Raw genomic sequence first — 23,168 nt, forward strand, 5'->3', positions numbered from 1 at the left:
CGCTGCAACTCCTGGCCCGCGGCCGCGTCCTGCCCGGCGTGACGGCCGGCGAGCACGACTCCTGGCGGGCCGGCCCCCTGGACGCCGCCGACGTCGAGCGCATCCGCGAGCTGGCCGACGCCATGCCCGCCACCGCGCGCGCCGTCCCCCTGCCCACCGGCGAGGGAGAGCCGCGGCTGCCCGACGCCGAGCCGCTCCTGCGTGCCTTCCTCGACGCGGTCGCCGACGCCATGCCGCGCTCGCCCGGCGCCGTCAAGGCCACCGGCACCACCGCCTATGCCGCCACGAAACCGGTCAAGGTCCCGCACCTGCGCCATTGGGCCGAGGAGGTGTCGGCGGGGCTCGACTCCGGCGTCCGCCTGTCGCTGCGGATGGAGGCCGACGACCTGGCCGCCGCCGAGTTCCGCGCCGTCGTCCAGATCCACAGCCTGGCCGACCCCTCGCTCGTCGTCGACGCCGCCGACCTGTGGCGCGGGCAGGAGACCGGCTTCAGCCCGCGCGCCAGGATCGAGACCACCCTGGCCGTCCGCCGCGCCGCCCGCGCCTGGCCCCGCCTGGACCGGCTGCTCGACAGCGCCGTGCCCGACGAGCTCACCCTCACCGACGGCGACGTGGAAGACCTCCTCGCCGGTGCCGCCGAACGCCTGGCCGCGGCCGGCGTCGAGGTCCACTGGCCCCGCGCGCTCGTCCGCGGGCTCAGCGCCCGCGCCGTCATCGGCGAACGCGACCAGGCGCCCTCCGACATGCCCTCCTTCCTCGGCGGCCACCACCTGACCAGCTTCGACTGGCAGCTCGCCCTCGGCGGCGAACGCCTGACCGCCACCGAGATGGACCAGCTCGCCGAGGCCCACCGCCCCGTCGTACGGCTGCGCGACCAGTGGGTCCTCATCGACCCCGACCTGGCCCGCAAGGCCCGCCAGCGCGACCTCAAGCCCCTGACCGGGATCGAGGCGCTCGGCGCCGCGCTGACCGGCACCGTCGAGGTCGACGGCGAGCAGATCCACGCCGAGCCCACCGACTGGCTCCGCGACCTGCGCGAGCGCCTGGGCGAGCCGGCCGACGCCGCCCCGCCGTCCGCGCTCGCCGCCACGCTGCGCGACTACCAGCTCGCCGGGCTGCGCTGGCTGGCCAGGATGACCTCGCTCGGGCTCGGCGGCTGCCTGGCCGACGACATGGGCCTCGGCAAGACGATCACGCTCATCGCCCTGCACCTGCATCGCGCCGAGCTCGCGGCCGGGCCCACCCTCGTGGTCTGCCCGGCCTCCCTGCTGGGCAACTGGGAACGCGAGATCACCAAGTTCGCGCCCGGCGTGCCCGTCCACCGCTACCACGGCGCGAACCGGACCCTGCCGGCCGGCGACGCCGGATTCGTGCTGACCACGTACGCCACCATGCGGCTCGACGCCGCCCGCCTGGCCGCCTGCCCGTGGGGGCTGCTGGTCGCCGACGAGGCCCAGCACGTCAAGAACCCCACCTCCGGCACCGCCAAGGCGCTGCGCGAGATCCCCGCGGCCGCCCGCGTCGCCCTGACCGGCACCCCCGTCGAGAACAACCTGTCGGACCTGTGGGCCATCCTCGACTGGACCACGCCGGGGCTGCTCGGCCCGCTGAGCAGGTTCAGGGCCCGGTGGGCCAAACCCGTCGAATCCGGAGACAGCGCGACGGCCGACCGGCTGGCCCGGCTGGTGGGGCCGTTCCTGCTGCGCCGCCGCAAGAGCGACCCCGGCATCGCGCCCGAGCTGCCGCCCAAGACCGAGACCGACCGGCCCGTCGCGCTCACCACCGAGCAGGCCGGCCTGTACGAGGCCGTCGTCCGCGAGATCATGACCCAGATCGCGGACGCCCAGGGCATGGCCAGGCGCGGCCTGATCGTCAAGCTCCTCACCGGGCTCAAGCAGATCTGCAACCACCCCGCCCAGTACCTGCACGAGAGCGCCCCACGCCTGCCCGGCCGCTCGGGCAAGCTGGAGCTGCTCGACGAGCTCGTCGACACCATCGTGGCCGAGGACGGCGCGGTGCTGGTCTTCACCCAGTACGTCGCCATGGCCCGCCTGCTGGACCGGCACCTGACCGCCCGGGGCGTGAGCACCCAGTTCCTGCACGGCGGCACGCCCGTCGCCCGCCGCGAGGAGATGGTGCGGCGCTTCCAGGACGGCCAGGCCCCGGTGTTCCTGCTCTCGCTCAAGGCCGCCGGCACCGGCCTGAACCTCACCCGCGCCGACCACGTCATCCACTACGACCGCTGGTGGAACCCCGCCGTCGAGGACCAGGCCACCGACCGCGCCTACCGCATCGGCCAGACCAGGCCGGTCCAGGTGCACCGCCTGATCGCCGAAGGCACGATCGAGGACCGCATCGCCGAGATGCTCAACGCCAAGCGCTCGCTCGCCGACGCCGTGCTCGCCTCCGGCGAGGCCGCGCTCACCGAGCTGACCGACGCCGAACTCGCCGCCCTCGTGGAGCTGAGATGAACGCCGCCCGCGGATTCCCCGCCTTCCCCCCGCAACGCGCCGGTGCCCGCTTCGCCACCTCCTGGTGGGGACGCGCCTGGATCCAGGCCATGGAGGACACCTCCCTGGACCACGTCCTGCTCCGCAAGGGCCGCGCCTACGCCAAGACCGGACAGGTCGGCCCCATCACCGTCAGCCCGGGCCGCATCGCCGCCGTCACCGAGAGCGAGTACGACACCGTCGTGCGGGTCGAGCAGCTCACCGACGCCGCCTGGGAACGCTTCCTCGACCAGGTCGCCGCCAAGGCCGGCCACATCGCCGCGCTCCTCGACGGCGACATGCCGCACGACCTGGTCGAGGCAGCCGAGGGCGCCTCGGTGCCGCTGCTGCCCGCCGTCGGCGACCTGGAGCCCGAATGCTCCTGCCCCGACTGGGGACACCCGTGCAAGCACGCCGCCGCCCTGTGCTACCAGGTCTCCTGGCTGCTGGACGCGGACCCGTTCGTGCTGCTGCTGATGCGCGGACGCGGCGAGCGCGAGCTGGTCGAGGCCCTTCAGCGGCGCGACGCCCCGGCTCCCGCCCCCGACGTGGCGGGGCCGGTCGGGGTGCGGGCCGCGGAGGCGTTCGCGATGGGCGTGCCACCGCTGCCGGAGCCGCCGCCGTACGACGTCGTCTTCACCCCGCCCGCCTTGGAGCCGGCCCCCGAGGTGGACGTGGCCGCGCTCGGGATCCTCGCCGCCTCGGCCGCCGACCGGGCGCGGGAGCTGCTGCTGCGCGGCCGGCTGCCGGAGCTGACCGAGCACCAGGACCACGTACGCCTGGCCGCCGGCCACGACCTGCCCGGCGAGCGTGCCCGCGGGCTCGACGCCGCCGTGCGGGCCTGGCGCTTCGGCGGCGCCGACGGGCTGGAGGCGCTCGAGACCCCGTGGACGCCGCCCCGGCAGGACCTGGCCAGAGCGCAGTCGCTGCTGGCGGCCGGATGGGAGGGCGAGCACCCGCCGGCACCCGAGACCTGGCGCAACCGGTGGACGTTCGGCTCCCTGCAGTTGCGCTACGGGCGCGACGGCCGCTGGTACCCCTTCACCGAACGCGACGGCCAGTGGTGGCCGGCCGGCCCGCCGGAACGCGACCCGGCCACGCTGACCGGCCAGGCGGCTCTCTAGCCCGCACGTCGATTCACCCCGTCAGCTCGCGACCGAGATGACGTGGTGGATCGAGGTCCGGTCGCCGATCAGCTCCAGCATGCAGTCGGCCAGGTCGGCCCGCGTGGTGCTGTGGCCGCCCCGCACGGCCAGGTCCCTGGCCGTGCGGTACCGGTTCGTGCGGCCCGAGTCGGTCAGCCGCGCGGGCCGCACGATCGTCCAGTCCAGGTCGCCGGCCCTGATCAGCCGCTCGGCCTCGGCCAGGTCGGTGTAGTTGTTGCGGAACAGCCGCTGCACGATCAGGGGCTTGAGCACGTAGCGGGTGAACGGGCCGTCGCCCGCGTCGGCCTCCAGGCCGCCGGCGCTGACCATCAGCAGGCGGCGGGCGCCCACCCGGCCCATGGCCGCCATGATGGAGGCGATGCCGGCCGACTGGACGGTGGTCGGGCCGCGCTCGCGTGAGCCGAGCGCGCTCAGCACGGCGTCACGATCCTTGACCGCGGGCGCGATCGCGGCGGGATCCATGATGTCGGTCTCGACGACGTCGAGCCGCGCACGCAGCTCGGTGGGCAGCCTGGCCGCGTCGCGCACCACGGCGGTGACCTCGTGGGCCAGGTCGAGCCCCTGGCGCAGGAGCTGGAGACCGGTGCCACCGGTCGCTCCGAAGACGGCGATCCTCATCGGTCCCGCTCCTTCCCTGAAGGATGAGTGAACACTTACTCACCCTACCTCGCCCGCCCGCCGCCCGGCGGAGCGGGACGGGTCAGCCGGAGAAGCGGCTGACCAGGAGCGCCAGCCGCCGCTCGTGCTGCTCGGGGCGGAGCCGGCCGCTGCGCATGAGCGCGAGCAGGCCGTACAGCCCGCTCCAGAACGTCTCGGTCAGCGCCTCCAGCTCATCGTCACCGGCGAAGGGACGCACGCTCTCGCGCAGCTCGGCGAACGCCTCGTGTAGCGCCGCCGGCGCCTCCGGGCTGGCGAACGGCAGGTCGACGGCCTGGGTGAACATCACGTCGTGCAGCGCGGGCAGCCGCTCGGCGAACGCGGCGTAGGCCGCGGCGACGTCCGCGACGGCCTCCCTGGGCCCGGCCGCCGACGTGCGGGCCTCGCGCAACTCGACGGCGAGCTCGGCGCAACCCTCGACGGCGGCCGCCGCCATGATGGCGCCCTTGCCCGAGAAGTGGCTGTAGAGCACGGGCTGGCTGTACTCGATCTCCGCGGCGAGCCGCCGGGTGGTCACCGCGTCCCACCCCTCGCTCTCCGCCAGCTCCCGGGCGGCCTTGATGATCAACCGCTCTCGCTCCGCCCGCTCGCGCTCCCGGCGCGCCTGAATCGACATGACTCGGATCCTAGCATCGCTAGAAGTCCTGTCGAAGCTATGCCGCGGTCGATCGCATTCCCGGCACTGCCAGATCAAGGATGTGCCCCCGCTCGGCGACACCCGCATCGTCCTGCGCGACGGCGACACCAAGGCGGTCGGCTTCGGGCATCCGAGCGCGCGTCGGCGGCACGCGCGTCACCGCCCGTGCCGCCCGCCACGAACAACCGTCCGCGCCCCGACGGAGGCGGGGACGGCCCTGGGTCACGGCAGGTTGAGCTGCCAGGACACCCCGAACCGGTCGTTGACCCAGCCGAACTTGGTGCTGAAACCGTAGGAGTCGAGCGGCATCAGCGGCTGCCCGCCGTCCAGCAGGGCCGTGTAGAGGCGCTCCAGCTCCTCCTCGGAGTCGCACCCGACCCACAGCGACATCGACGGCGTGAAGGTGAACCCGTGCTGGACGGAGCTGTCCGAGCACATGTACTCCTGGCCCGCCAGCGCGAACGTCGCGTGCTTGAGCGTGCCCTCCTTGCCGGGCTCCCCGGGACCGTACCGGTTGACGTCGATGACCTTGGCGTCGTCGAACAGCGAGAGGTAGAACGTCATCGCCTCCTCCGCGTCGCCCTTCTGGAACATCAGGAACGTGGTGATCTTCTGGGTCATGGGGGTCCTATTCGGGAGCGTAGAAAGCGGTGGTGGCGGCCACGGCGGCGGAGACCTCGTCGGGCGCGGCGCCCGCCGTCCGGTGCGCCTCACCCCATGCCCGGCTGCTGGCCGTGATGTAGCGCCGGCCCTCGTCGGTCTGGTGGAAGGTGCTCTCTTCGACCCGCTCGCCGCCCGACAGATGCAGGCTCAGGCCCAGCAGCGCGAGGTCCCAGCCCACGCCGACCGCGCCCGGACCGAACTGCGACCACATCTCCTCCGGCACCTCGGCGGTGTGGCGCAGCTCGAACAGGGTGCCGCCGTCCTCGGCGGAGAGGGTGACCTCGACCTCGGAGAAGCCGGGGTCGGGGCCGAACAGCCAGGTGACCTTGAGCAGGCTCGGCGGCTCGCACCGCAGGATCTCGCCGCCGGCGTTGCCTTCGAGCTGGTATGTGCCGCCCACCCGGAGATCCCCGGTGACCGGCAGGAACCAGCGGCCGAGGCGCTCGGCGCTCGTGCAGGCGTCCCACACGTCCGCGACCTCGGCGTCATAGTGGCGCCGTAGCACCAGGACCTTTCGCTTGCCGTCGAGCAGCTCGCGGTGCGCCCGCGTGAGCTCATTGACGATGTCCATCAGTTGTCCTTAGCCTCGTCTGCCGTTGCCTCGTCTGCTATGCGGCGTTCGCGCTTGCCGCGGGCCAGCTCCGTCGCCAGCGCGTCCAGGCGCTGGCCCCAGAAGCCGCGAAAGCGCTCCAGCCAGAGATCGACCTCCTGCAGCGGAGCGGGATCGACGGCGTACAGCCGCCGGGTGCCCTGGGCCCGCACACTGGCGAACCCGCTGTCCCGCAGAACCCGCAAATGCTGCGAAACGGCCGGCTGGGAGATCCCGAACTCGCGCTGGATGACGGCCGTGAGCTCGCCCGAGCTCTGCTCCCCGCCGGCCAGCAGCTCCAGGATCCGGCGCCGGACCGGGTCACCGAGGACGTCGAATGCGTGCACGGCCCGAGTATTTCAGGCAGTGCTTATATAAGTCAAACCCGGTATTGGTGGGTCAGTCGTCCAGGCCGCGGGCGCTCAGCGCCTCGCCCAGGGCGTCGGCGTGCCGCAGCGAGCTCACCACCAGCGGCACGGCGAAGGCCCGCAGGCTGCGTTCGACGCCCCTGGCCCGCTGCGCCTCCCTGACCCGGGTGGCCAGCCCGGCCACGACCGGCACGCTGCGGATCGTCAGCGACAGCAGCAACGACAGCCGGAACGGGTCCAGGCCCGCGAACCTGGCCGGCGCCAGGCACCGCTCCAGCGCCGACATCATCGCCGACGTCCGCGTGGTCAGCGTGACCAGCCCGGCCAGCGCCACCGCCAGCACTATGCGCAGCACCGTGGTCGCCGCACTCTCCAGGTCGGCGAACACCCACTGCATCCCGAACAGCGCCACCGCGAACCAGCGCACCGGCCTGACCTGCGCCCAGGCCGCCGCCGCGCCCACCCGGGCCAGCGCGTACAGGGCCGCCACGACGACGCCCGCCCCGGCCAGCGGCAGCGGCGAGCGCAGCAGCACCAGCCCCGTGCACGCCACCGCCAGCCCGGCCAGCTTGGCCCCGGCCGGCAGCCGGTGCAGCGGCGAGGCGCCGGGGACGTAGGAGCCGGTGAGGTCGTTCACGACATGAGCTTCCGGTAGTGGCCGATGGCCTCGCCAGGGGGGCCGTCGGCGACGACCCGGCCCTCGTCGAGCACCAGCACCCGGTCGAAGTCCGCCAGCAGCGGCAGGTCGTGCGTGACCACCAGCACCTGCTGCGGCATGTCGCGCAGCAGGCCGGCGACCTGGCGGGAGTGACGCAGGTCCAGCAGCGTGGTCGGCTCGTCCATCACCAGGATGTCCGGCTCCAGCACCATCACCGAGCACAGGGCCAGCAGCTGCTTCTGGCCTCCCGACAGGTGGTGGGCGGGGTGGTCGGCGTGCCCGTCCAGGCCGTACCTGGCCAGGACGTCACCGACGCGGCGGGCCACCTCCTCGCGGGGCAGGCCCTTGCGGCGCAGCGAGAACGCGACGTCCTCGGCCACCGTCGGCATCACGATCTGCGCGTCCGGGTCGGTGAACAGGAACCCGACACCGCGCCTGATCTTCGCCGCGTTGCGGCGGGTGTCCAGGCCCAGCACCGTCACGGTGCCCGCCGTCGGCAGCGCCAGGCCGTTGATCAGGCGGGCCAGCGTGCTCTTGCCCGACCCGTTCGCGCCGACCACGCCGACGCGCCGCTCGGGCAGGCGGGCGCTGACACCGCGCAGCACGTCACGCGAGCCGAGGCGTACGTGCACGTCGGCGAACTCGATCAACTCAGACCACCATCTCTTCCGGAAATTCCACCCGCACCGGAATCCCCGGCCACGTCAGCGAGCCTGCCCGCACCGCGGGGCCCGCCCACTCACACCACCTCGAACAGGGCCGCGACGCCCAGCCCGCCGCCGACCGCGGCCGCCGCCAGGCCCATCGTCCCCGGCGGCGCGCCCGCCCGGACGAGCCGGCTGAACAGCCGGGTCACCACCACCGCGCCGGTCGCCCCCCAGGGATGGCCCAGCGCCAGCGCGCCGCCGCCTGAGCACACCCGCTCCCCGTCGGCGCCCAGCGGATCCAGCCCCAGCGCGTCGGTGACGGCCAGCACCTGGGCCGCGAACGCCTCCACGATCTCCACCGCCGCGATCCGATCCATGTCCGTCCCCGCACGCGCCAGCACCCGCCGCACGGCAGGCACCGGCCCCCACCCGGGCAGCGCCGGATCGCATCCCGTCACCGCCCCGGCCACCAGCCGCATCCCCGGCAGGCCCGCGCGCAGCCGCTCGGGCACCAGGGCCACCGCCGCCGCGCCGTCGCTGATCGGGGAGGAGTTACCGGCCGTCACTGTACCTCCCGCCACGAACGCCGCAGGCAGCCGGGCCAGCGACGCCGCCCGCAGCGGGCGCGGGCGCTGGTCGCGCGCCCGCTCGCCGATCGCGACGATCTCCTCATCGAAGCAGGCGGCCAGCGCCCTGGCATGGCTGCGGCGGGCGTAGGCGTCCTGGCGCTCCCTGCTGATGCCGCACGCCGCCGCCAGCGCCTCGGCGGCCGGGCCCATGTCGGGGTCGGGGTGGCCGTCCGGCGCGAAAGCCGCCCTCGCGTACGGCCGCGCCGCTCCCCGGTGCGTACGCGACGGCGCGGTGGACGCGCTCTCCACGCCCCCGGCGATGACGAGATCCATCTCCCCGGCGCGGACCGCCTGCCCGGCCACCAGGATCGCGGCCAGCCCGCTGCCGCACTGCCGGTCCACGGTCAGCCCGGGCACCTCGTCGCCCAGGCCGGCGGCCAGCGCCGACACCCTGGCCACGTTGCCGCCCGGGCCCATGCAGTTGCCCAGCACCACGTCGTCGACCTGCCGCCCGGCGACGTCGCGCGCCACGGCCGCGAGCACGGGGGCGGCCAGCCGCTCGACGAGCAGCTCCTTGAACGCGTGCCCGGCCGTCCCGATCGGCGTCCTGCGCGCCGCCACGACCACCGGCGTGCCGTCGTCGCCCGGCTCGCTCATCCGAGGCTCGCGCATGTCAGGACAGCCGCCGGATGTCGGGGTCGCCGCCGGCCAGCCGTTCGGCGACCAGGGCGCGGGCGGGCTTGCCCGTCTGGGTGCGCGGCAGGCTCGGCACGGCGTACCAGCGTCTGGGCCGCTGGGCCGCGTCCAGCCCGCCCCTGGCCGTCGCCTCCAGCAGCGCCCGCGACGGCGGCGACACCCCCTCGGTCTCCAGGACCGCGGTGACCACCGCTCCCAGATCCGGGTGCGGCGAGCCGATCACCACGATGTCCCCCACGCCGGGCACCCTCCTGAGCACCTCCTCGACGTCCTCGGGCACGACGGTGGCCCCGCCGGTCTGGATCGCGCCGTCGCCACGGCCGCGCACCCGCAGCACCTCACCGCTGCGGTACGGCTCGGCCACGTCCCCCACGCTCACCCATCCGTCGGGGTCCCGCCGGAAAGGCCCGGCCGCGTCGCCGAGATAGCCGTCGGCCAGCCACGGCGAACGCGCCCACACCGCGCCCAGCGGTTCCCCGGCCTCGGCCCTGACCTCGATCTCGACCTCGGGGAACGGCCGCAGCCCGCCGCCGTCGGCGTCCACGGCCACGAACGACAGCTCGGTGGCCCCGTAGTACGACACCACGCCCACCCCCGCGCACGCCGCCGCGGCCCGCGCCCCGGGGTCCAGCGCCGCGCCGCCGACGACGGCCGTGCGCAGCGCGCCCGGCTGTTTCAGCACGTCCGGCAGCCGGTGCGGCACCAGGTGCACGACGGTGGCCCTGGACAGGTGGGCGGCCAGCGACCCGCCGGGCCAGCGGCCGGGCAGCACCGCGGTCGCGCCGGTGGCGAGCGTGTGCACGGCGGCGAAGGCGTACAGGGAAGAGGACAGCGGGCCCGGGATCAGCACGACGTCGTCGGGCCCGATCCCGGCCAGGCCGCACAGATGCGGGAAGGAGCCCGTCCACGACGCGCGGGTGCGCACCACGGCGCGGGGCCGCCCCGTGCTGCCCGAGCTGAAGCAGGCCCACGCCCGATCGCCGGGCGCCGCCCGCGGCCGGACCGGCGGACCGCCGGCGTGCGGCACCGGCGCGCCGACGTGGGCGTCCACGGCGCCGGCGACCTGGGCCCACCGCCCGCGATCCCAGGCGGGATCGCCGACCAGCGGCGTGGCACCGGCCAGGTCGGCCGCCAGCACGGCCGTCAGCAGTTCGACCGGGTCGCCCAGGCCGACGGAGACCAGCGCGCCCCGGCCGGCACCCCGCCCGAGCAGGTGCCGTGCGGCACCGTGGATCTTCTCGGCGAACTCGGCGTAGGTGAGCTCCCCCTGAGGGCCGCGGACCGCCGGGCGCGCGGGGCGCTCGGCGGCGTGCCGCAGCACGTGTTCGGCGACGGGCATCGAGGGGTCAACGCCCCCCGCCGGTACGCAGCCGCTCGCGGTGCACGGCGGGCACCGCGTCCGGGTAGGCCCGCTGCGTGCCCCTGGCCACCCCGGACGCCACCACGGCCTTGACCAGGTCGAGGGGCAGGAACTGGGCGGAGGCCAGCAGCGTCGGCCACAGGGCCGCGCCGGTGATCGCCGCCTGCACGGGGATGCCGATCAGGTAGATCACCCCCACGCCGCCCACCAGGCACGCCACCACCAGGCTGACGATCCCCGGGTTGCGGCCCGCCCGCTCGACCAGCCAGCCGGTCACCGCCGCGCCCGGGATCCAGCCGATCAGGAATCCCGCCGACGGCCCGGCGAACACGCCAAGCCCGCCCCTGCCGCCCGACAGCAGCGGCAGCCCCGCGGCGACCAGCACGAGCAGCACCGTGACGGCCAGCGCGGCCCGCCACGTGCCGAGGATCGCGCCCGCCAGCATCACACCCAGCGTCTGCAGCGTGATGGGGACCACGTTGCCGAAGACGTTCAGCGACCCGGGCAGGCCGAGCACCGCGATCAGCGCGGCGAACACGGCCACCCTCGCCAGGTCTCCCGTGGGGAACCTGCGCTGTCTCCCTGCATCCTTCATGGGGTCGATCCCACACCACAACGGTGGTTCCAGTCATGGGGGGATCCCACAACGTTCCGCACGATCATCTGCGAATGACCGATACCTCTCCTACAACCCGTCGCTACCGCAGCGGGCCGCCTGGAAGGCTTTCGTGATCTTCGTTTCCCAGGATTCGAGCTGCTCGGCGGGCAGATTCTCGTTGGGCAGGGTGAGGGTGACCTGCCGGGAGACGTTCGAGATCCGCGGTGACATGGTGACCTGGATGCGGTCGGGCGAGATCGCGTTCTCGTCGGGATAGTGCAGGCGGACCCGGTAGTCGGCCACGGTTCCCGCGCCTTCGAGGCAGGCTCGGGCGCCGTTCTCGACGCGTTTCATCAGGCCCTGGTTGATCTGCCTGCCGCGCATCGGGACCAGGTTGTAGCGCCTGCTGACGCCGTTGAAGGAGGCGGCGATCAGATGGCCGCCCTGCCAGTCGCCCCGGCCACCCCAGTTCCCGACGGTGCTCTCGCACTCGCCGCGCTCCGCGTCCTTCGCGGTCAGGGTCTTGGCCAGGGCGTCGATCGGGCGTCCCCGCCGGTCGGTGGTGAAGGTGTGCTGGTTGGCCCGGTAGGTGTGATCCGGCTGGAGGTGCCGCTCGCAGGCGGCGGCTTCGGGTGCGTACGCGGGGGCGGCCGTCGTGGACGTCGCGACGAGCACGAGCGCGGCGGCCGCCCCTCGCAGGGCAGTGGGCAATCGGGTAGCGGGCACGGAGGTCGTTCCTCTCGTGAAAAAAGGGGATTCGCCGGTCAGGCGTGGCCACAGGACAGGGCGAATCGCCCTATCGGCCGCCTCGTCGGCTTTGTAACGACATTCGTGCCCGAGGGGTAAATTACATAACGTTGCTATTTGGTTACTTTTAGTAGTTGTCGCAGGTAGGTCTGACTGTGAGCCCCTTGGGATGCCTGGACGCCTACCTGAAGGCCGCGACGTTGCGTGCGGCCCACTCGGCGAAGGTGCGAGGCGGGCGGCCGAGGAGCCGCTCGGCGTCCGGATCGACCTGCTGCTCGCCGGCGGACGGTGCGCCGAGGGCGCCGAGGGTGGCCTCCACGACCGGCTCCGGCATGTAGCCCAGCATCTGATCCCGCGCCTCCGCGCGGCTCAGCTCGACGAACCGCACCGGCTCGCCCAGGGCGTCCCCGATCGCCGCGGCCTGCTGCCGGGGCGAGATCGCCGCCGGTCCGGTCAGCGTGTAGACGCCGCCCCCGTGGCCCGGCTCGCGCAGGACGACGGCGGCGGCCGCGGCGATGTCGGCCGGGTCGACGGCCGGCAGCGCGACGTCGCCGAAGGGCGCCTCGACCACCCGCCGCGCACGGACCGACTCGGCCCACTGGAACGCGTTGGAGGCGAAGTTGCCCGGCCGCAGCATCGTCCATTCCACGCCTGACCGCTTGACGGCGTCCTCCAGGCCCGAAGGGTGGCGCCGGGTGCCGACGCCCTGGGAGGACAGCAGCACGACCCGCCGGACATCGGATTTCCGCACGACGTCCATGACGTCGCCGAGATCGCCGTTGGCCATGAAGTCGGCCGAGGTCAGCAGGAACAGCGCTTCGGCCCCGTGGAGGGCGGGCTCGATGCTCGCGGGGTCCGCCAGGTCGGCCTGGCGGTGCCGCACCCCTGGCGGCACGTCCGGCTCCGAGATCTTTCGTGCCACCGCCGTCACCTGCTCGCCCGCCGCCACGAGGGTCTGCACGAGCGGCCGCCCGACGTTTCCGGTGGCCCCGGTTACCACGATCATGTTCGCTCCCGACTGTCGTTCTTGGACACGTCGGAAGCTAGCAACTCTGGGATAGTAGGTACCTATAGGAAAGTAATGGGAAGAGGGGGTCATTGTGACCAACGACACAATTGACGCGGCTCGCGTCGAGGTCGCCCCGGAGCAGGCGTGCCCGATCGCCCCGGTGGTCGACATCGTCTTCAGCCGCTGGACCACCCCGATCCTGTGGGTGCTCAACGAATACGGTCGGCATCGGTTCGTGGAGCTGCAGCGCCGGATCGTCACCATCACACCCAAGGTGCTGACCGAGCGGCTGCGGCAGCTGGAACGGGACGGGCTCGTCGTGCGCACCTACCACCCCGAGGTCCCGCCGCGGGTGGAGTACGAGATCAGCGCCTTGGGGCGGAGCCTCGCGCCGCTGTTCGCGGCGCTCTCCGAGTGGTCGGTCAACCTGGGCGAGGTGGAGCGGGCCCGGCTGGAGTACGACGCCAGGGAGCCGGGCCGCGGCCGCCGAACCTGATCCGCGGTCGCCGAGCCGGATCCGCGGATTCCGAGCCCGATCTGCGGACACCGGGCTTGATCCGCAACCCGGGCCCGGCTGCGGTTGTCAGGGCAGCAGGAACTCCCGGGCCCGCGCGCCCACCGCCGGGGCCGTCTTCGGCTCCGACGGCCCGAAATGATTGAGGCCGTCCAGGGTCGCGAGCCTGGCGTCCGCGAGCGTGTCGCCGAGCATCGCGTACTCCGCCAGATGGGCGCGCGCGGACCGCCCCCCGCACAGGATCAGCACCGGGGCCGCCACGGCCGCGAACTCCGCGAGCCGCCCCTGCTGGGCCGCGAGCTGCTCGTGCTCGGCCAGATTCGACTCCAGGAGAGGGCGCATCCGCTGCCAGGTGGGCCCGCGGAAAACGACCCGCAGGACCGCCCGCAGGTACCAGTGCGGCAGCTTGGCCAGGAACGCCGGCGCGCCGCCCGAGCCCCGGATGAAGTGGACGAACGCGCCATAGGGATCGCCTGCGGCCAGCCGCTCCCGGTACGGTCTCATCCAGCCGGTCGGCACGGGCCCGCAGGGCACCCCGGGCTCGTAGACCGCGATGCGGTCGAACAGCGGGAACGAGCGCGCGGTCTCCAGGACGACGAGCCCGCCGTAGCTGTGCCCGAACGCCAGCCGTGCCCCGGTCTCCGCCTGGACCGCCCGGAGATCCGCCACCTCCTTGCCCAGCGTGTAGTCGGGCCCTTGCGGGCCGCTGTCGCCGCGCCCCCGCCGGTCGACGACGTGCACCGTGAAGGAGCCGGCCAGCGCGGCGGCCAGCGGCAGGTAGCTCTCCGACGTGCTCAGGGCGCCACCGAGCACGATGAGGCCGGGGCCCTCGCCCGTCGTCCGGTAGCCGATCGTCGTGCCGTCGGCCGAGGACACCGTGTGCCGGTGTAACCCTGGTGTCCGCACGTTCCCGCTCATCTGCCTGCCTCCTGCTCCACCTGGTTGAACGCGGCCAGCAACTGCGCGGTGTGCCGGGTGTACTCGGCGTACGGCACGCCGCTCTGCTCGACGAGCACGGCCAGCCGGCCTTCGAGATCCTGCCGGATCGAGCCGACCAGCCGCTTGCCCTCGTCGGTGAGGCTCAGCCGCCGCCGATTGCCCCCTGCGGGGTCGGCCTGGACGTCGAGCAGCCCGTCGGCGGCGAGGACGGCGGTCATGCGGCTCACCGACGGCTCGGTCACCCCGAGGTATTCGGCGAGCGTGCGTTGCGTCGAGGCCCCCAGCTCTCCCACCAGGGTCAGCGCCACGAAGCGGCTGTAGGACACGTTGTGCTCAGCCCGCAGGATCCGGTCGGCCGCCCGGTCCAGCCGGGCGGTGAGCACGTGCAGGTTGAGGCTGAGGCTTCGCTCCATACGAGATACTTAACATGCTAACTTAGCCAAGGCAAGTTACTTCGGCGACGAGTGTCCAGAAGGCGGGCTATCATCGCCATATGGCGATTGATCCAGATGGCGGCCGGTGTGTCAGCGCGGACATCGCCGCCGGCGTCTCGCCGGCGGCGGCGCTGTTCCGCTCGCTGGCCGACGAGACCCGGCTGCGCATCGTGCAGCGCCTGGCCCGCGGCGAGGCCCGCGTGGTCGACCTGACCACGCAGCTCGGCCTGGCCCAGTCCACGGTCTCCAAGCATCTGGCCTGCCTGCGCGACTGCGGCCTGGTCGGCTACCGCGCCGAAGGCCGCCAGTCGTTCTACTCCCTGACCCGCCCCGAGCTGATGGATCTGCTCGCCTCCGCCGAGCAGGTGCTGGCGGCCACCGGGCACGCGGTCGCGCTCTGCCCGGCGTACGGCGACACCGCCTGACCGGTCTCGGCGGGTCGGGCGCTATGCCAGGTTCAGCGCTGCGGGCAGCCCCAGGGCGCGGGCCACGTCGGCGGTGTCCGCGGACGCCTCCGTGGCGGTGTAGCCGTCGCGCATGGAGGCGTCCAGGTCCTTCAGCCCGTTGCCGCTGAGCGTGATCACGATCCGCAGGCCCGGCTCCAGCGCGCCGCGGGCATGCCGGTCGAGCAGCCCGGCCACCCCGGCCGCCGACGCGGGCTCGGCGAACACGCCGTCGCGCCCGGCCAGCATCCGGTACGCCGCGAAGATCTGCTCGTCGCTCACCGCGTCGATCAGCCCGCCGGACTCGTCACGGGCGCCGATCGCCCCGTCCCAGGTGGCCGGGTTGCCGATGTTGATCGCGGTGGCCGCCGTGCGCGGAACCGCCACGGGCGCGCCGTGCACCAGCGGGGCCGCGCCGGCCGCCTGGAAGCCCCACATCCGCGGCAGCCGCGTGGACCGGCCCGCCGACCGGTAGGCGCGGTAGCCGCCCCAGGTCGCGGTGATGTTCCCGCCGTTGCCGACCGGCATGCAGTGCACGTCGGGCGCGTCGCCGAGCGCGTCCACGATCTCGTAGGCGACAGTGCGCTGGCCGGACAGGCGCAGCTCGTTGCCGACGGAGTTGACCAGCGCGATCGGGTGGTGCCCGGCCAGCTCGCGGGCGGCGCGCAGGCAGTCGTCGAAGGTGCCGCCGATCTCCACGATCCGGGCGCCGTAGCGTACGGCCTGGCTGAGCTTGCCGAGCGCGACCTGCCCCTTGGGGACGAGGACGGCGGCCGTGAGCCCGGCGCGGGCGGCGTAGGCGGCGGCCGAGGCGCTGGTGTTGCCGGTGGAGGCGCAAAGGACGGTCTCGGCGCCGGCCTCGGCCGCCCTGCTGATCGCCACCGTCATCCCGCGGTCCTTGAACGAGCCCGTCGGGTTCGCGCCCTCGACCTTCAGCCAGACCTCGCAGCCGGTGAGCGCCGACAGGTGGGCCGAGCGCAGCAGCGGGGTGTTGCCCTCGCCCAGGGAGATGGCGGGTGTGTCGTCCGTGACCGGCAGCCAGCGCCGGTAGCCGCTGTCGATCAGGCCATGCCAGGTAGTCATGTCCTGCACCGTAACATCCGTTTCGTCTATGTTGTAGCGCGGAACATGATGTAACATTTGTCAGGTGGACAATGATCCGGTGGCCGCCCGGCTCGGCGCGGTCTATCCCGAGCTGCCGCCCGGCGAGCGGGCGATCGTGCGGGTGCTGCTCGACGACTATCCGTTCGCCGCGCTGGGCTCGCTGCGGGCGCTGGCCGAGCGGGCGGGGGTCAGCCCGCCGACGGCGTCGCGGCTGTTCGACCGGCTGGGGTATGGCGGGTTCGCCGACTTCCAGGCGGCGGTCAGGGACGGGGCGCGGGATCGGTCGCGACTGCACGAGTTCGTCGCCCACGTCCCCGGCGCACGCGCACTCGGCGCGCCCGGCGACGCGCCCGGGACCCGCGTGCTCGCCGGATCGGACCCGGTGACAGCAGCGGGAACGTCCGGCGCCCGATCGGGCGCGGAGGCCGGCGACGGTGTGATCTCCGCGCTGGCGCGGGCGGCCGAGGACCTGCGCACAGGGCTGGAGGGGACGCTGGCGTCCCTGTCCGAGCCGCTGCTCGACGCCGCGTCGGCGGTGCTGGCCGAGGCGCGGTCGGTGTGGGCGCTGGGCGGGCCGCTGAGCGAGCTGGCCGCCGAATACCTCATCCGCCAGCTGGCCAGCCTGCGCCCGGGCGCGCACCGCGTGCCGGACTCCGCGCAGGCCCGTGCCAGAGTCGTGCTGGAGCTGGGCGGATCCGACGTGGTGGTGGCCTACGACTTCCGCCGCTACTCCCCTGCCGCCGCCCGGTTCGTCGCCGCCGCCCGTGCCCGCGGCGCGCGGCTGGTGCTGGTCACCGACGCCTGGGAGTCGCCGCTGGCCGCCCAGGCCGAGGTGCTGATCAGGCTGCCGCGCGAGGCGGCCGGGCCGATCGCGCCGCTTGCGCACGAGATCGCCGTCACCGAACTGCTGCTGGTCGCCACCGCCGCGCGCCTGGCTCCGGCGCGGCGGCTGGCCGACCTCGACGCGCTCACGCAGACCCTCTGACGCGCTCGCCGCACTCGCGACGCCGGCTGGCTAGCCGCGGCTCTTTCGCCGGATCTTGATGTGCCGCATGTCCGTGACGCCGATCTGCAGGATCTCGTACGGATGCCCGTGCGCCTCCAGCGCGGCCATCGCCCCGAGAGCACCCTCGTCCTCGCCGTCGCCCGGCTCGGCGGGCACCTGGCAGCGGAACGTGAACGCCGACACGCTCCCGTCATGGGTGAACGTCCCGGCCTCGGTGTAGGCCGCGCCCTCCTTGGCCCGCACCGCCTCGCGCCCGGCCTCGTCGAGCCCCTTGAACTTGCCCCTGATCGTCACCCTGAACACGATCACTCCTCTCGTACGGCATAGGCCAGGACGCGGTCGCCCAGCAGGCTCTCGGCCACGTCCAGCAACTCCAGCACCTGCTCGGCGATCGCGTCGGGCTGCTCGCCCGCCGCGGCGCGCCGGCCGATCTCCGACAGCACCAGCGCGTGCAGGGCCCCGACATGCCAGGCCACCACCCGCGGCAGCGGGTCACCCGGGGCCGCGCCGGTCTCCTCGGCCAGCACCTCCGCGAGCGCCTCGGTCATCTGGTGGCCGAGGTTCTCCAGCCGGGCGGTCAGCGTCGGCGCACCCCGCACCATCTCCAGGAACCGCCCGAACCCGGCGGTCAGCCCCACCCGGCGCTCGCGCCCGCGTACCTCCTCGCGCAGCCGTGCCAGGACCGCGCCCGCAGCCGACTCGCCCGGGGCCCGCTGCCGCACGATGTCGGCCAGCCGCTGCGGCGAGGCCTCCTCGGGCGGCAGGACGAGGTCCTCCTTGGCCTGGAAATAGTTGTAGACGGTGTTCACCGACACCTCGGCGGCGGCCGCGACCTCGGCGATCGTGACGTGCTCGAACCCGCGCGCCACGAATAGCCCGATGGCCACGTCGGAGACGCGCTGCCGGGTCTGGCGCTTCTTGCGCTCCCGAAGTCCTTCGGTCATACGCTGGAGTCTAGCCCAAACTTGGAGTTCACTGCATTTTTACAATGGACTACGGCTTCGCGCACGGCGATAGTCTGAAAGGGCGAACGCAGGACGCCGTTGCATCGGGGGCGGACAATGGCCGCGACGAACAAAATTCTGATCATCGTCACCAACGTCGGCGAGTACGAGAAGGTCGGCCTGCGGACCGGCCTGTGGCTCGGTGAGCTGACGCATTTCTGGGACGTCGCCGAGCAGGCGGGGCTGTCCATGGACATCGCGAGCCCGCTCGGCGGGAAGATCCCGCTGGACCCGGAGAGCCTGTCCCACGAGGTCCTGGCCGAGCTGGGCACCGAACAGCGCTACCGGGACCGGAGATTCATGGACCTGCTCGAGGACACCAAGAAGATCGCAGAGGTGACCCTCGACGACTACGACGCCATCTACCTCACCGGGGGCCACGGGGTCATGTTCGACTTCCCGCAGAGCCAGGACCTGGAAGAGCTGATGGCCCGCTTCTACGAGAGCGACAAGATCGTCTCCACCGTCTGCCACGGCGGCACCGGCCTGCTCCAGGTGCGACTCAGCAACGGTGAGCCGCTGGTCAGAGGGAAGCGGGTCACCGGATTCTCCTGGCCGGAAGAAGAGCTGGCCGACCGGGCGGATGCCGTCCCCTACAACCTGCAGGAGGAGCTGGAGAAGCTCGGCGCCGACTACAGCACGACCGGCAAGCCGTTCGAGCCGTACGTGGTCGAGGACGGACGCCTGATCACCGGACAGAATCCGGGAAGCGCCAGGGGCGTGGCCCAGGCGGTGGTCAAGCAGCTGACCGCCGTGGGTTAGCCCGGGTCAGGCACGGGAGGCGATGGCGCGCTCGGCCGCCTCGGCCGGGTAGGGAGTGGCCCGGCTCTCGCCGAACAGCTCCCAGTAGAAGTCGTTCAGCACCGCCGCGAGCGGCGCGTGCCGGTCGAGTACCGCCGCGAGCGGGCCGGGCAGGCCCGCCGGCCGCTCCCCCGCGGCCCATCGCCTGACATAGTCGTTACGCGCGACCGGCAGGCCGCCAGGCGGGGTCGTCACCCCGGCCACGTTGGTGACCAGCCAGTTGACCAGGCACATCATCGCGTAGCCCCGGTCGTGGGTACGGTTGCGGGCGATGAATGCCGACTCCTGCGCCGACAGCTCGAACCGCGGGGAGGTCACCAGGCCGAAATCGGTGAAGTAGAGGCGGCGGCCGTCGGTGAGAATGTTGCGGAAGTGGGCGTCGAAGTGCAGCAGGCCGCCCGCGTTCAGGACGTCGAGGCCGGCGAGCAGGCGCTGCTCCAGCAGCACGCCCGCCGAGGTGACCGCCTCGACCCCCGTCTCCAGCCGGCTGGCCAGCCAGCCGGGCAGGCCGAGCGGGATGTGCTCCATGAACAGCACGAGGCTCGCCGAGGCCGACGCGACCGCTTCGAGCCGCCGCCCCACCGACGGCGAGCCGCCCCAGAAGGCGACGGCCGCCTCGACGTCGGCGTGCCCGTCGTGCACGGGCGGCGCTCCCGGCAGCACCCGCCAGTGGTACATCAGCGGGAAGGCCGCACTCCGCCCGGCGAGCACCCAGTTCGTCGTCATGGTGCAGGCCGCCAGCTCGCGCCACGCGCCGAACCCGGGCGAGCCAACGCCGTACTGGCAGAACGCGGGCAGATCGAACAGGTTCGCCGTGGACATGACGTGCTCGGGGCGGCGTTCGAGGTCGGTCAGCGGGATCCGCTTGGCGAACACGGGCACGCCGCCGGCCTCCAGCAGCACCGAGACGCCGCCGATGCCGGAGCCGAGCACCTTCGCCCGGCCCACGAGGTCGCCGAGCCGCGTGTCGCTGAGCAGGGCCAGCTCGTTCGACGCGGTGGCGTACCTGCTCAGGCGCGCCTGGTGCGACATGTCTGATCCGTCGTACGAAAGCCCCACGCCCACGCTCCCCGATGACCTCGCCTGACACTAGCGGCTGCCGCCGCAGGCGCGACCACGGGCTCAGGGCATGGGAAACCCGCACGGGCATGCCGACCCGTTCGCGGGCTCCACAGCGGAAGAGCACCGGGCCGCCTCGGCCCCCGGTGGTGTCGAGGCGGATCGTGCGCGAGGACGGAGTCGAACCGCCACAGCCGAAGCGTCCGGTTTACCGCCGGGTGGGCTCCCCCACGTGCCCAGCTCGCGCCAGAAAATCGAGTGGCCCCAGCAGGATTCGAACCTGCAACTGACCCGGCTTCGTAGGCCGGCGCTCTCATCCATTGAGCTATGAGGCCGAGAAAAATGGTGCCGTACCCCGTACCGGACTCGAACCGGCGATTTCCCGGGTGAAAGCCGGGCGTCCTGACCGCTAGACCAACGGGGCGCGCCTCGAAAGAGGCGTTCGTACGTCCGGCGGGATTCGAACCCGCACCGTCCGGTTCCTTAAACCGGTGCCTCTGCCATTGGGCCACGGACGCTTTGTGAGCCGCAGCGGGGACTCGAACCCCGTCCTGCTGGGTGGAAGCCAGCTGCCTTACCAGTTCGGCCTCTGCGGCGAAGTGGCGGCCTGCGCCACTGGTGGACCGACAGGATCTCGAAACCTGAACTCCTGCTTGCAAGGCAGGTGTGATGCCTTTTCACCATCAGCCCTTGGTGTCTTCCGCTGTGGAGTTGTCAATTTCCGGCAGAGCAAAGAGAAAGGCCGCCCGGTGTGCACCCGGCGGCCCCTGGACGATCCTTCGCGAGGTTATCCAGAAGCCTGTCCGAGATACGCGCCGCCGAGCACCGCAGGCCCGCGCGACAGGCGCGCTTCCTGCTCTGGCGTGGCGGCTGCGAATCGCATGACTGGCCTTTCCGTGACGTGCTCTGGCGGCGGCTCTTGGCCGCCTTTTCCGGTCGATGTGGTCAACGGTAATGGGCAGCGTCCGATCACTGCCACTCATTTAATTCCCGCTTTGCGGGTGCCGGTCCGATCATTCCTGTAGGCCCGATCAGGGTGCGGCGAGGTCCTGGGTGGGGCGCGCGCCGCGCGAGGTCAGGGGCGGCGTGGGCCTCTCACTGAGCCTCCTGGCCGGAGATGCCGGCGAGCTTGTCGGGGTTGCTGACCACGTAGATGTCGCGCACCTGCCCGGCGTCGAGGTCGAGCACCATCACCGCGAAGGGCGCGTCCTGGGCGAAGATCACCACCGAGGGGTCGCCGTTGACCTGGCGGTACCGGACGTCCACGCCGCCGTTGACGCGGGCGGTGGACACGAGCGTCCTGGCGACCCTGTCGCGGCCGTGGATCGGGCGGGGCCCGCCCGCGGCCGACTTGCCGCCGCCGTCGGACCACAGGGTGACATCGGGCGCGAGCATCTCCATCAGCGCGGCCAGGTCCCCGCCGAACGCGGCCGCGACGAAGCGCTCGGTCACCTCCCGATGCGTACGGCGATCGACCCGGGCGTGCGGGCGCCGCGCCCGTACGTGCTCGCGCGCCCGGTGGGCGAGCTGCCGGACCGCGGCGGGAGTGCGGTCCAGCATGGCGGCGATCTCGGTGTGCTGGTAGGCGAACACCTCGTGCAGCACGAACACCGCCCGCTCCAGCGGCGTGAGCGTCTCCAGCACGACCAGCAGCGCGATCGACACCGACTCCGCGCGGACGGCGGGCTCGGCCGCGTCCGGTCCGGTGATCAGCGGCTCCGGCAGCCAGGGGCCGAGGTAGGTCTCCTTGCGCCGGCGCAACGCGCCCTGGTGGGCGAGGGCCTGGTTGACCGCGATCCGCACCAGGTAGGCGCGCCGGTTGCCGATCGTGCTCAGATCCCGCCCCGACCAGGCCAGCCACGTCTCCTGCAGCGCGTCCTCGGTGTCGCCGACGGTGCCGAGCATGTTGTAGACGATCGAGAACAACAACTCGCGATGATCGGCGAACACCTCGGCGGCATCGACCGCGGGGCTGTCACTCACGATGAGACTCCTTCTCCGTGCAGGTACTCTCCCTGGAGCCCGCAGGGTCGGACAAATGTGACTCCGGTCATCGGACGGCGTGGCCGCCGGTACGACGTCAGGCGGGTGTCGCGGCGCGGAAATGGCCGGCGTGCTCGGCCGCCCACTGGGCGAAGGTGCGCGGCGGGCGGCCGGTGACGCGTTCCACCTGGTCGGTCAGGGTGGTGCCGTACTCGTTCGGCGTGCCGTACGTCTCCAGCAGGCGCTCCACCAGGTCCGACTCCGCCACCCCGGCCTCCTGGGTGAACGCGCGGAACAGCGACAGCGGCGGCCTGCGCTCCGGCGCGCTCCACTCCTCGCGTACCTGGTCGGGGGTGAGCTCTTCGAAGCGCAGGTCGCGGCCGGTCGCCTCGCCGATGATGGCGACCATCCGGCGTGCGGTGAGCACCTCGGGGCCGGTGAGGAGGTAGGACCGGCCGCCGTGACCGTCCTGCGTGAGCACCGTGGCGGCGACCGCGCCGATGTCGGACTCGTCGATCGGCGGGCTCTTGCGGTCACCGTACGGCTCCCGCACCCGGCCGCTGGTTCGCAGCGCCTCGCCCCAGTCGGTGAGGGAATTGGCCATGAACTGCAGGGGCTGCAGGAAGGTCCATTCCAGGCCGCCGGCTCTGATGGCCTGCTCCAGCGTGCCCTCCTGCCAGCCGACCAGGACGGTGACCTTGCCGACCCCGGCCCGTTCGGCCAGGTCGACGATTTGACGGCCGTTGGTCAGCCGCCGGTAGTCGCCGCCGAAATTGATCAGGTGGGCGGCGGTGACACCGTCGAAGGCCTCCTCCAGGCCCACGGCGGCGGCGAGGTCGCCCGCCACCACCTCGACGCCGTCCGGCAGGACGGCCCGGCCGGGGTCGCGGGTCAGCGCGCGCACCTTCTGCCCACGGCCGAGCAGGTGCCGGACGACCTGCCGCCCGACGGTGCCGGTCGCTCCTGTGACGAGAACGGTCATGGCGAGTGCTCCTTGACGGTGGTACGCGGACGGCCGGGCAGGCCGG

General features: G+C 73.0%; 26 protein-coding genes and 6 tRNA genes. 6 read left to right on the forward strand and 26 right to left on the reverse strand.

All coding sequences use genetic code 11. The features are described from left to right. Both ETD85_RS22585 and ETD85_RS22590 read left to right on the forward strand, forming a co-directional pair. On the forward strand, positions 1-2,471 hold a 2,471-nt coding region (locus ETD85_RS22585), incomplete at its 5' end, for a DEAD/DEAH box helicase (RefSeq protein WP_138691760.1). After that, entirely contained in the window at positions 2,468-3,613 is a 1,146-nt protein-coding gene (locus ETD85_RS22590; RefSeq protein WP_138691761.1) for an SWIM zinc finger family protein, read from the forward strand. The genes ETD85_RS22585 and ETD85_RS22590, both read left to right, overlap by 4 nt. 21 nt (positions 3,614-3,634) lie before the next feature. Here the strand turns inward: ETD85_RS22590 and ETD85_RS22595 are convergent, their stop codons facing one another. From ETD85_RS22595 to ETD85_RS22650, 12 genes are all read right to left on the reverse strand, one after another. Then, positions 3,635-4,273: an NAD(P)-dependent oxidoreductase gene (locus ETD85_RS22595; protein WP_138691762.1), complete on the reverse strand. Its 639-nt coding sequence runs from the start codon at positions 4,271-4,273 to the stop codon at positions 3,635-3,637. A gap of 82 nt (positions 4,274-4,355) precedes the next feature. After that, positions 4,356-4,928 carry a TetR/AcrR family transcriptional regulator gene (locus ETD85_RS22600; RefSeq protein WP_138691763.1) on the reverse strand — a complete coding sequence of 191 codons (573 nt, stop codon included), beginning with the start codon at positions 4,926-4,928 and terminating at the stop codon, positions 4,356-4,358. 243 nt (positions 4,929-5,171) lie between these two features. Beyond that, complete coding sequence (locus ETD85_RS22605; protein WP_138691764.1) at positions 5,172-5,570, reverse strand: VOC family protein; 399 nt, start codon at positions 5,568-5,570, stop codon at positions 5,172-5,174. A gap of 7 nt (positions 5,571-5,577) precedes the next feature. Continuing rightward, entirely contained in the window at positions 5,578-6,183 is a 606-nt protein-coding gene (locus ETD85_RS22610; RefSeq protein ID WP_138691765.1) for an SRPBCC family protein, read from the reverse strand. Next, on the reverse strand, positions 6,183-6,548 hold the full coding sequence (locus ETD85_RS22615; RefSeq protein WP_138691766.1) for an ArsR/SmtB family transcription factor: 366 nt from the start codon (positions 6,546-6,548) through the stop codon (positions 6,183-6,185). The genes ETD85_RS22610 and ETD85_RS22615 overlap by 1 nt, the downstream gene beginning before the upstream one ends. A gap of 52 nt (positions 6,549-6,600) precedes the next feature. Continuing rightward, positions 6,601-7,206 carry an energy-coupling factor transporter transmembrane component T family protein gene (locus ETD85_RS22620; protein ID WP_138691767.1) on the reverse strand — a complete coding sequence of 202 codons (606 nt, stop codon included), beginning with the start codon at positions 7,204-7,206 and terminating at the stop codon, positions 6,601-6,603. Continuing rightward, positions 7,203-7,877, reverse strand: coding sequence for an energy-coupling factor ABC transporter ATP-binding protein (locus ETD85_RS22625; RefSeq protein ID WP_138691768.1), 675 nt, complete (start codon positions 7,875-7,877; stop codon positions 7,203-7,205). Before ETD85_RS22625 ends, ETD85_RS22620 begins: the two co-directional genes overlap by 4 nt. A gap of 89 nt (positions 7,878-7,966) precedes the next feature. Beyond that, positions 7,967-9,115, reverse strand: coding sequence for a thiolase family protein (locus ETD85_RS22630; RefSeq protein WP_240779308.1), 1,149 nt, complete (start codon positions 9,113-9,115; stop codon positions 7,967-7,969). Position 9,116: 1 nt separating this feature from the next. Continuing rightward, positions 9,117-10,478, reverse strand: coding sequence for a class I adenylate-forming enzyme family protein (locus ETD85_RS22635; protein WP_138691769.1), 1,362 nt, complete (start codon positions 10,476-10,478; stop codon positions 9,117-9,119). A 7-nt stretch (positions 10,479-10,485) separates the two neighbouring features. Beyond that, entirely contained in the window at positions 10,486-11,094 is a 609-nt protein-coding gene (locus ETD85_RS22640; RefSeq protein ID WP_138691770.1) for a biotin transporter BioY, read from the reverse strand. 90 nt (positions 11,095-11,184) lie between these two features. Beyond that, positions 11,185-11,823, reverse strand: coding sequence for a DNA/RNA non-specific endonuclease (locus ETD85_RS22645; RefSeq protein WP_170246796.1), 639 nt, complete (start codon positions 11,821-11,823; stop codon positions 11,185-11,187). 202 nt (positions 11,824-12,025) lie between these two features. Then, positions 12,026-12,850, reverse strand: a complete 825-nt coding sequence (locus ETD85_RS22650; protein ID WP_138691772.1) for an NAD(P)H-binding protein — start codon at positions 12,848-12,850, stop codon at positions 12,026-12,028. A 94-nt stretch (positions 12,851-12,944) separates the two neighbouring features. Between ETD85_RS22650 and ETD85_RS22655 the strand changes: the two genes are divergently transcribed. Continuing rightward, complete coding sequence (locus ETD85_RS22655; RefSeq protein ID WP_240779309.1) at positions 12,945-13,349, forward strand: winged helix-turn-helix transcriptional regulator; 405 nt, start codon at positions 12,945-12,947, stop codon at positions 13,347-13,349. An 87-nt stretch (positions 13,350-13,436) separates the two neighbouring features. Here the strand turns inward: ETD85_RS22655 and ETD85_RS22660 are convergent, their stop codons facing one another. After that, positions 13,437-14,285: an alpha/beta fold hydrolase gene (locus tag ETD85_RS22660; protein WP_138691773.1), complete on the reverse strand. Its 849-nt coding sequence runs from the start codon at positions 14,283-14,285 to the stop codon at positions 13,437-13,439. After that, positions 14,282-14,719, reverse strand: coding sequence for a MarR family winged helix-turn-helix transcriptional regulator (locus ETD85_RS22665; RefSeq protein WP_138691774.1), 438 nt, complete (start codon positions 14,717-14,719; stop codon positions 14,282-14,284). The genes ETD85_RS22660 and ETD85_RS22665 overlap by 4 nt, the downstream gene beginning before the upstream one ends. 80 nt (positions 14,720-14,799) lie before the next feature. On the opposite strand from ETD85_RS22665, the gene ETD85_RS22670 reads away from it, so the two are divergent. Next, positions 14,800-15,165, forward strand: a complete 366-nt coding sequence (locus ETD85_RS22670; RefSeq protein ID WP_138691775.1) for an ArsR/SmtB family transcription factor — start codon at positions 14,800-14,802, stop codon at positions 15,163-15,165. A gap of 21 nt (positions 15,166-15,186) precedes the next feature. Here ETD85_RS22670 and thrC read toward each other — a convergent pair whose 3' ends face one another. Beyond that, complete coding sequence (gene thrC, locus ETD85_RS22675) at positions 15,187-16,266, reverse strand: threonine synthase (RefSeq protein ID WP_138691776.1); 1,080 nt, start codon at positions 16,264-16,266, stop codon at positions 15,187-15,189. A gap of 64 nt (positions 16,267-16,330) precedes the next feature. Between thrC and ETD85_RS22680 the strand changes: the two genes are divergently transcribed. Further along, positions 16,331-17,272: a MurR/RpiR family transcriptional regulator gene (locus tag ETD85_RS22680; RefSeq protein WP_138691777.1), complete on the forward strand. Its 942-nt coding sequence runs from the start codon at positions 16,331-16,333 to the stop codon at positions 17,270-17,272. Positions 17,273-17,302: 30 nt separating this feature from the next. Here the strand turns inward: ETD85_RS22680 and ETD85_RS22685 are convergent, their stop codons facing one another. Beyond that, positions 17,303-17,596 carry a DUF6204 family protein gene (locus ETD85_RS22685; RefSeq protein ID WP_138691778.1) on the reverse strand — a complete coding sequence of 98 codons (294 nt, stop codon included), beginning with the start codon at positions 17,594-17,596 and terminating at the stop codon, positions 17,303-17,305. A gap of 2 nt (positions 17,597-17,598) precedes the next feature. Continuing rightward, entirely contained in the window at positions 17,599-18,237 is a 639-nt protein-coding gene (locus tag ETD85_RS22690; protein ID WP_138691779.1) for a TetR/AcrR family transcriptional regulator, read from the reverse strand. A 117-nt stretch (positions 18,238-18,354) separates the two neighbouring features. On the opposite strand from ETD85_RS22690, the gene ETD85_RS22695 reads away from it, so the two are divergent. Further along, positions 18,355-19,059, forward strand: a complete 705-nt coding sequence (locus ETD85_RS22695) for a type 1 glutamine amidotransferase domain-containing protein (RefSeq protein WP_138691780.1) — start codon at positions 18,355-18,357, stop codon at positions 19,057-19,059. Between the two features lie 6 nt (positions 19,060-19,065). Here the strand turns inward: ETD85_RS22695 and ETD85_RS22700 are convergent, their stop codons facing one another. The 9 genes from ETD85_RS22700 to ETD85_RS22735 form a co-directional block, all read right to left on the reverse strand. After that, the gene (locus tag ETD85_RS22700; RefSeq protein WP_138691781.1) at positions 19,066-20,130 is read right to left on the reverse strand and encodes a protein kinase family protein; all 1,065 of its coding nucleotides are present in this window, start codon (positions 20,128-20,130) and stop codon (positions 19,066-19,068) included. Positions 20,131-20,322: 192 nt separating this feature from the next. Then, a tRNA-Tyr gene (locus tag ETD85_RS63250) sits at positions 20,323-20,404 on the reverse strand. A gap of 12 nt (positions 20,405-20,416) precedes the next feature. Continuing rightward, a tRNA-Arg gene (locus ETD85_RS22705) sits at positions 20,417-20,492 on the reverse strand. Between the two features lie 16 nt (positions 20,493-20,508). Beyond that, a tRNA-Glu gene (locus ETD85_RS22710) sits at positions 20,509-20,581 on the reverse strand. Positions 20,582-20,602: 21 nt separating this feature from the next. Next, positions 20,603-20,675: transfer RNA gene (locus ETD85_RS22715), tRNA-Leu, on the reverse strand. Positions 20,676-20,681: 6 nt separating this feature from the next. Further along, positions 20,682-20,753, reverse strand: a tRNA-Gly gene (locus ETD85_RS22720). A gap of 20 nt (positions 20,754-20,773) precedes the next feature. Beyond that, positions 20,774-20,847: transfer RNA gene (locus ETD85_RS22725), tRNA-Ala, on the reverse strand. A 405-nt stretch (positions 20,848-21,252) separates the two neighbouring features. Then, a complete protein-coding gene (sigJ, locus tag ETD85_RS22730) occupies positions 21,253-22,140 on the reverse strand; it encodes an RNA polymerase sigma factor SigJ (RefSeq protein WP_138691782.1) in 888 nt (295 codons plus the stop codon). 97 nt (positions 22,141-22,237) lie between these two features. After that, positions 22,238-23,122, reverse strand: a complete 885-nt coding sequence (locus tag ETD85_RS22735; RefSeq protein WP_138691783.1) for an NmrA family NAD(P)-binding protein — start codon at positions 23,120-23,122, stop codon at positions 22,238-22,240. Between the last annotated feature and the right edge of the window lie 46 nt (positions 23,123-23,168).

The organism is Nonomuraea zeae, from assembly GCF_005889725.1.
GTDB classification, from domain to species: domain Bacteria; phylum Actinomycetota; class Actinomycetes; order Streptosporangiales; family Streptosporangiaceae; genus Nonomuraea; species Nonomuraea zeae.

Excerpts from the sequence above, each read along its gene's own strand:
- ETD85_RS22695 (WP_138691780.1), top strand. The coding sequence starts at position 18,355 with ATGGCCGCGACGAACAAAATTCTGATCATCGTCACCAACGTCGGCGAG.
- ETD85_RS22630 (WP_240779308.1), bottom strand. The coding sequence starts at position 9,115 with ATGCGCGAGCCTCGGATGAGCGAGCCGGGCGACGACGGCACGCCGGTG.
- ETD85_RS22650 (WP_138691772.1), bottom strand. The coding sequence starts at position 12,850 with ATGATCGTGGTAACCGGGGCCACCGGAAACGTCGGGCGGCCGCTCGTG.
- ETD85_RS22700 (WP_138691781.1), bottom strand. The coding sequence starts at position 20,130 with ATGTCGCACCAGGCGCGCCTGAGCAGGTACGCCACCGCGTCGAACGAG.
- ETD85_RS22600 (WP_138691763.1), bottom strand. The coding sequence starts at position 4,928 with ATGTCGATTCAGGCGCGCCGGGAGCGCGAGCGGGCGGAGCGAGAGCGG.
- ETD85_RS22610 (WP_138691765.1), bottom strand. The coding sequence starts at position 6,183 with ATGGACATCGTCAATGAGCTCACGCGGGCGCACCGCGAGCTGCTCGAC.
- ETD85_RS22635 (WP_138691769.1), bottom strand. The coding sequence starts at position 10,478 with ATGCCCGTCGCCGAACACGTGCTGCGGCACGCCGCCGAGCGCCCCGCG.
- thrC (WP_138691776.1), bottom strand. The coding sequence starts at position 16,266 with ATGACTACCTGGCATGGCCTGATCGACAGCGGCTACCGGCGCTGGCTG.
- ETD85_RS22670 (WP_138691775.1), top strand. The coding sequence starts at position 14,800 with ATGGCGATTGATCCAGATGGCGGCCGGTGTGTCAGCGCGGACATCGCC.
- ETD85_RS22735 (WP_138691783.1), bottom strand. The coding sequence starts at position 23,122 with ATGACCGTTCTCGTCACAGGAGCGACCGGCACCGTCGGGCGGCAGGTC.
- ETD85_RS22665 (WP_138691774.1), bottom strand. The coding sequence starts at position 14,719 with ATGGAGCGAAGCCTCAGCCTCAACCTGCACGTGCTCACCGCCCGGCTG.
- ETD85_RS22660 (WP_138691773.1), bottom strand. The coding sequence starts at position 14,285 with ATGAGCGGGAACGTGCGGACACCAGGGTTACACCGGCACACGGTGTCC.
- ETD85_RS22595 (WP_138691762.1), bottom strand. The coding sequence starts at position 4,273 with ATGAGGATCGCCGTCTTCGGAGCGACCGGTGGCACCGGTCTCCAGCTC.
- ETD85_RS22605 (WP_138691764.1), bottom strand. The coding sequence starts at position 5,570 with ATGACCCAGAAGATCACCACGTTCCTGATGTTCCAGAAGGGCGACGCG.
- ETD85_RS22690 (WP_138691779.1), bottom strand. The coding sequence starts at position 18,237 with ATGACCGAAGGACTTCGGGAGCGCAAGAAGCGCCAGACCCGGCAGCGC.
- ETD85_RS22640 (WP_138691770.1), bottom strand. The coding sequence starts at position 11,094 with ATGAAGGATGCAGGGAGACAGCGCAGGTTCCCCACGGGAGACCTGGCG.
- ETD85_RS22590 (WP_138691761.1), top strand. The coding sequence starts at position 2,468 with ATGAACGCCGCCCGCGGATTCCCCGCCTTCCCCCCGCAACGCGCCGGT.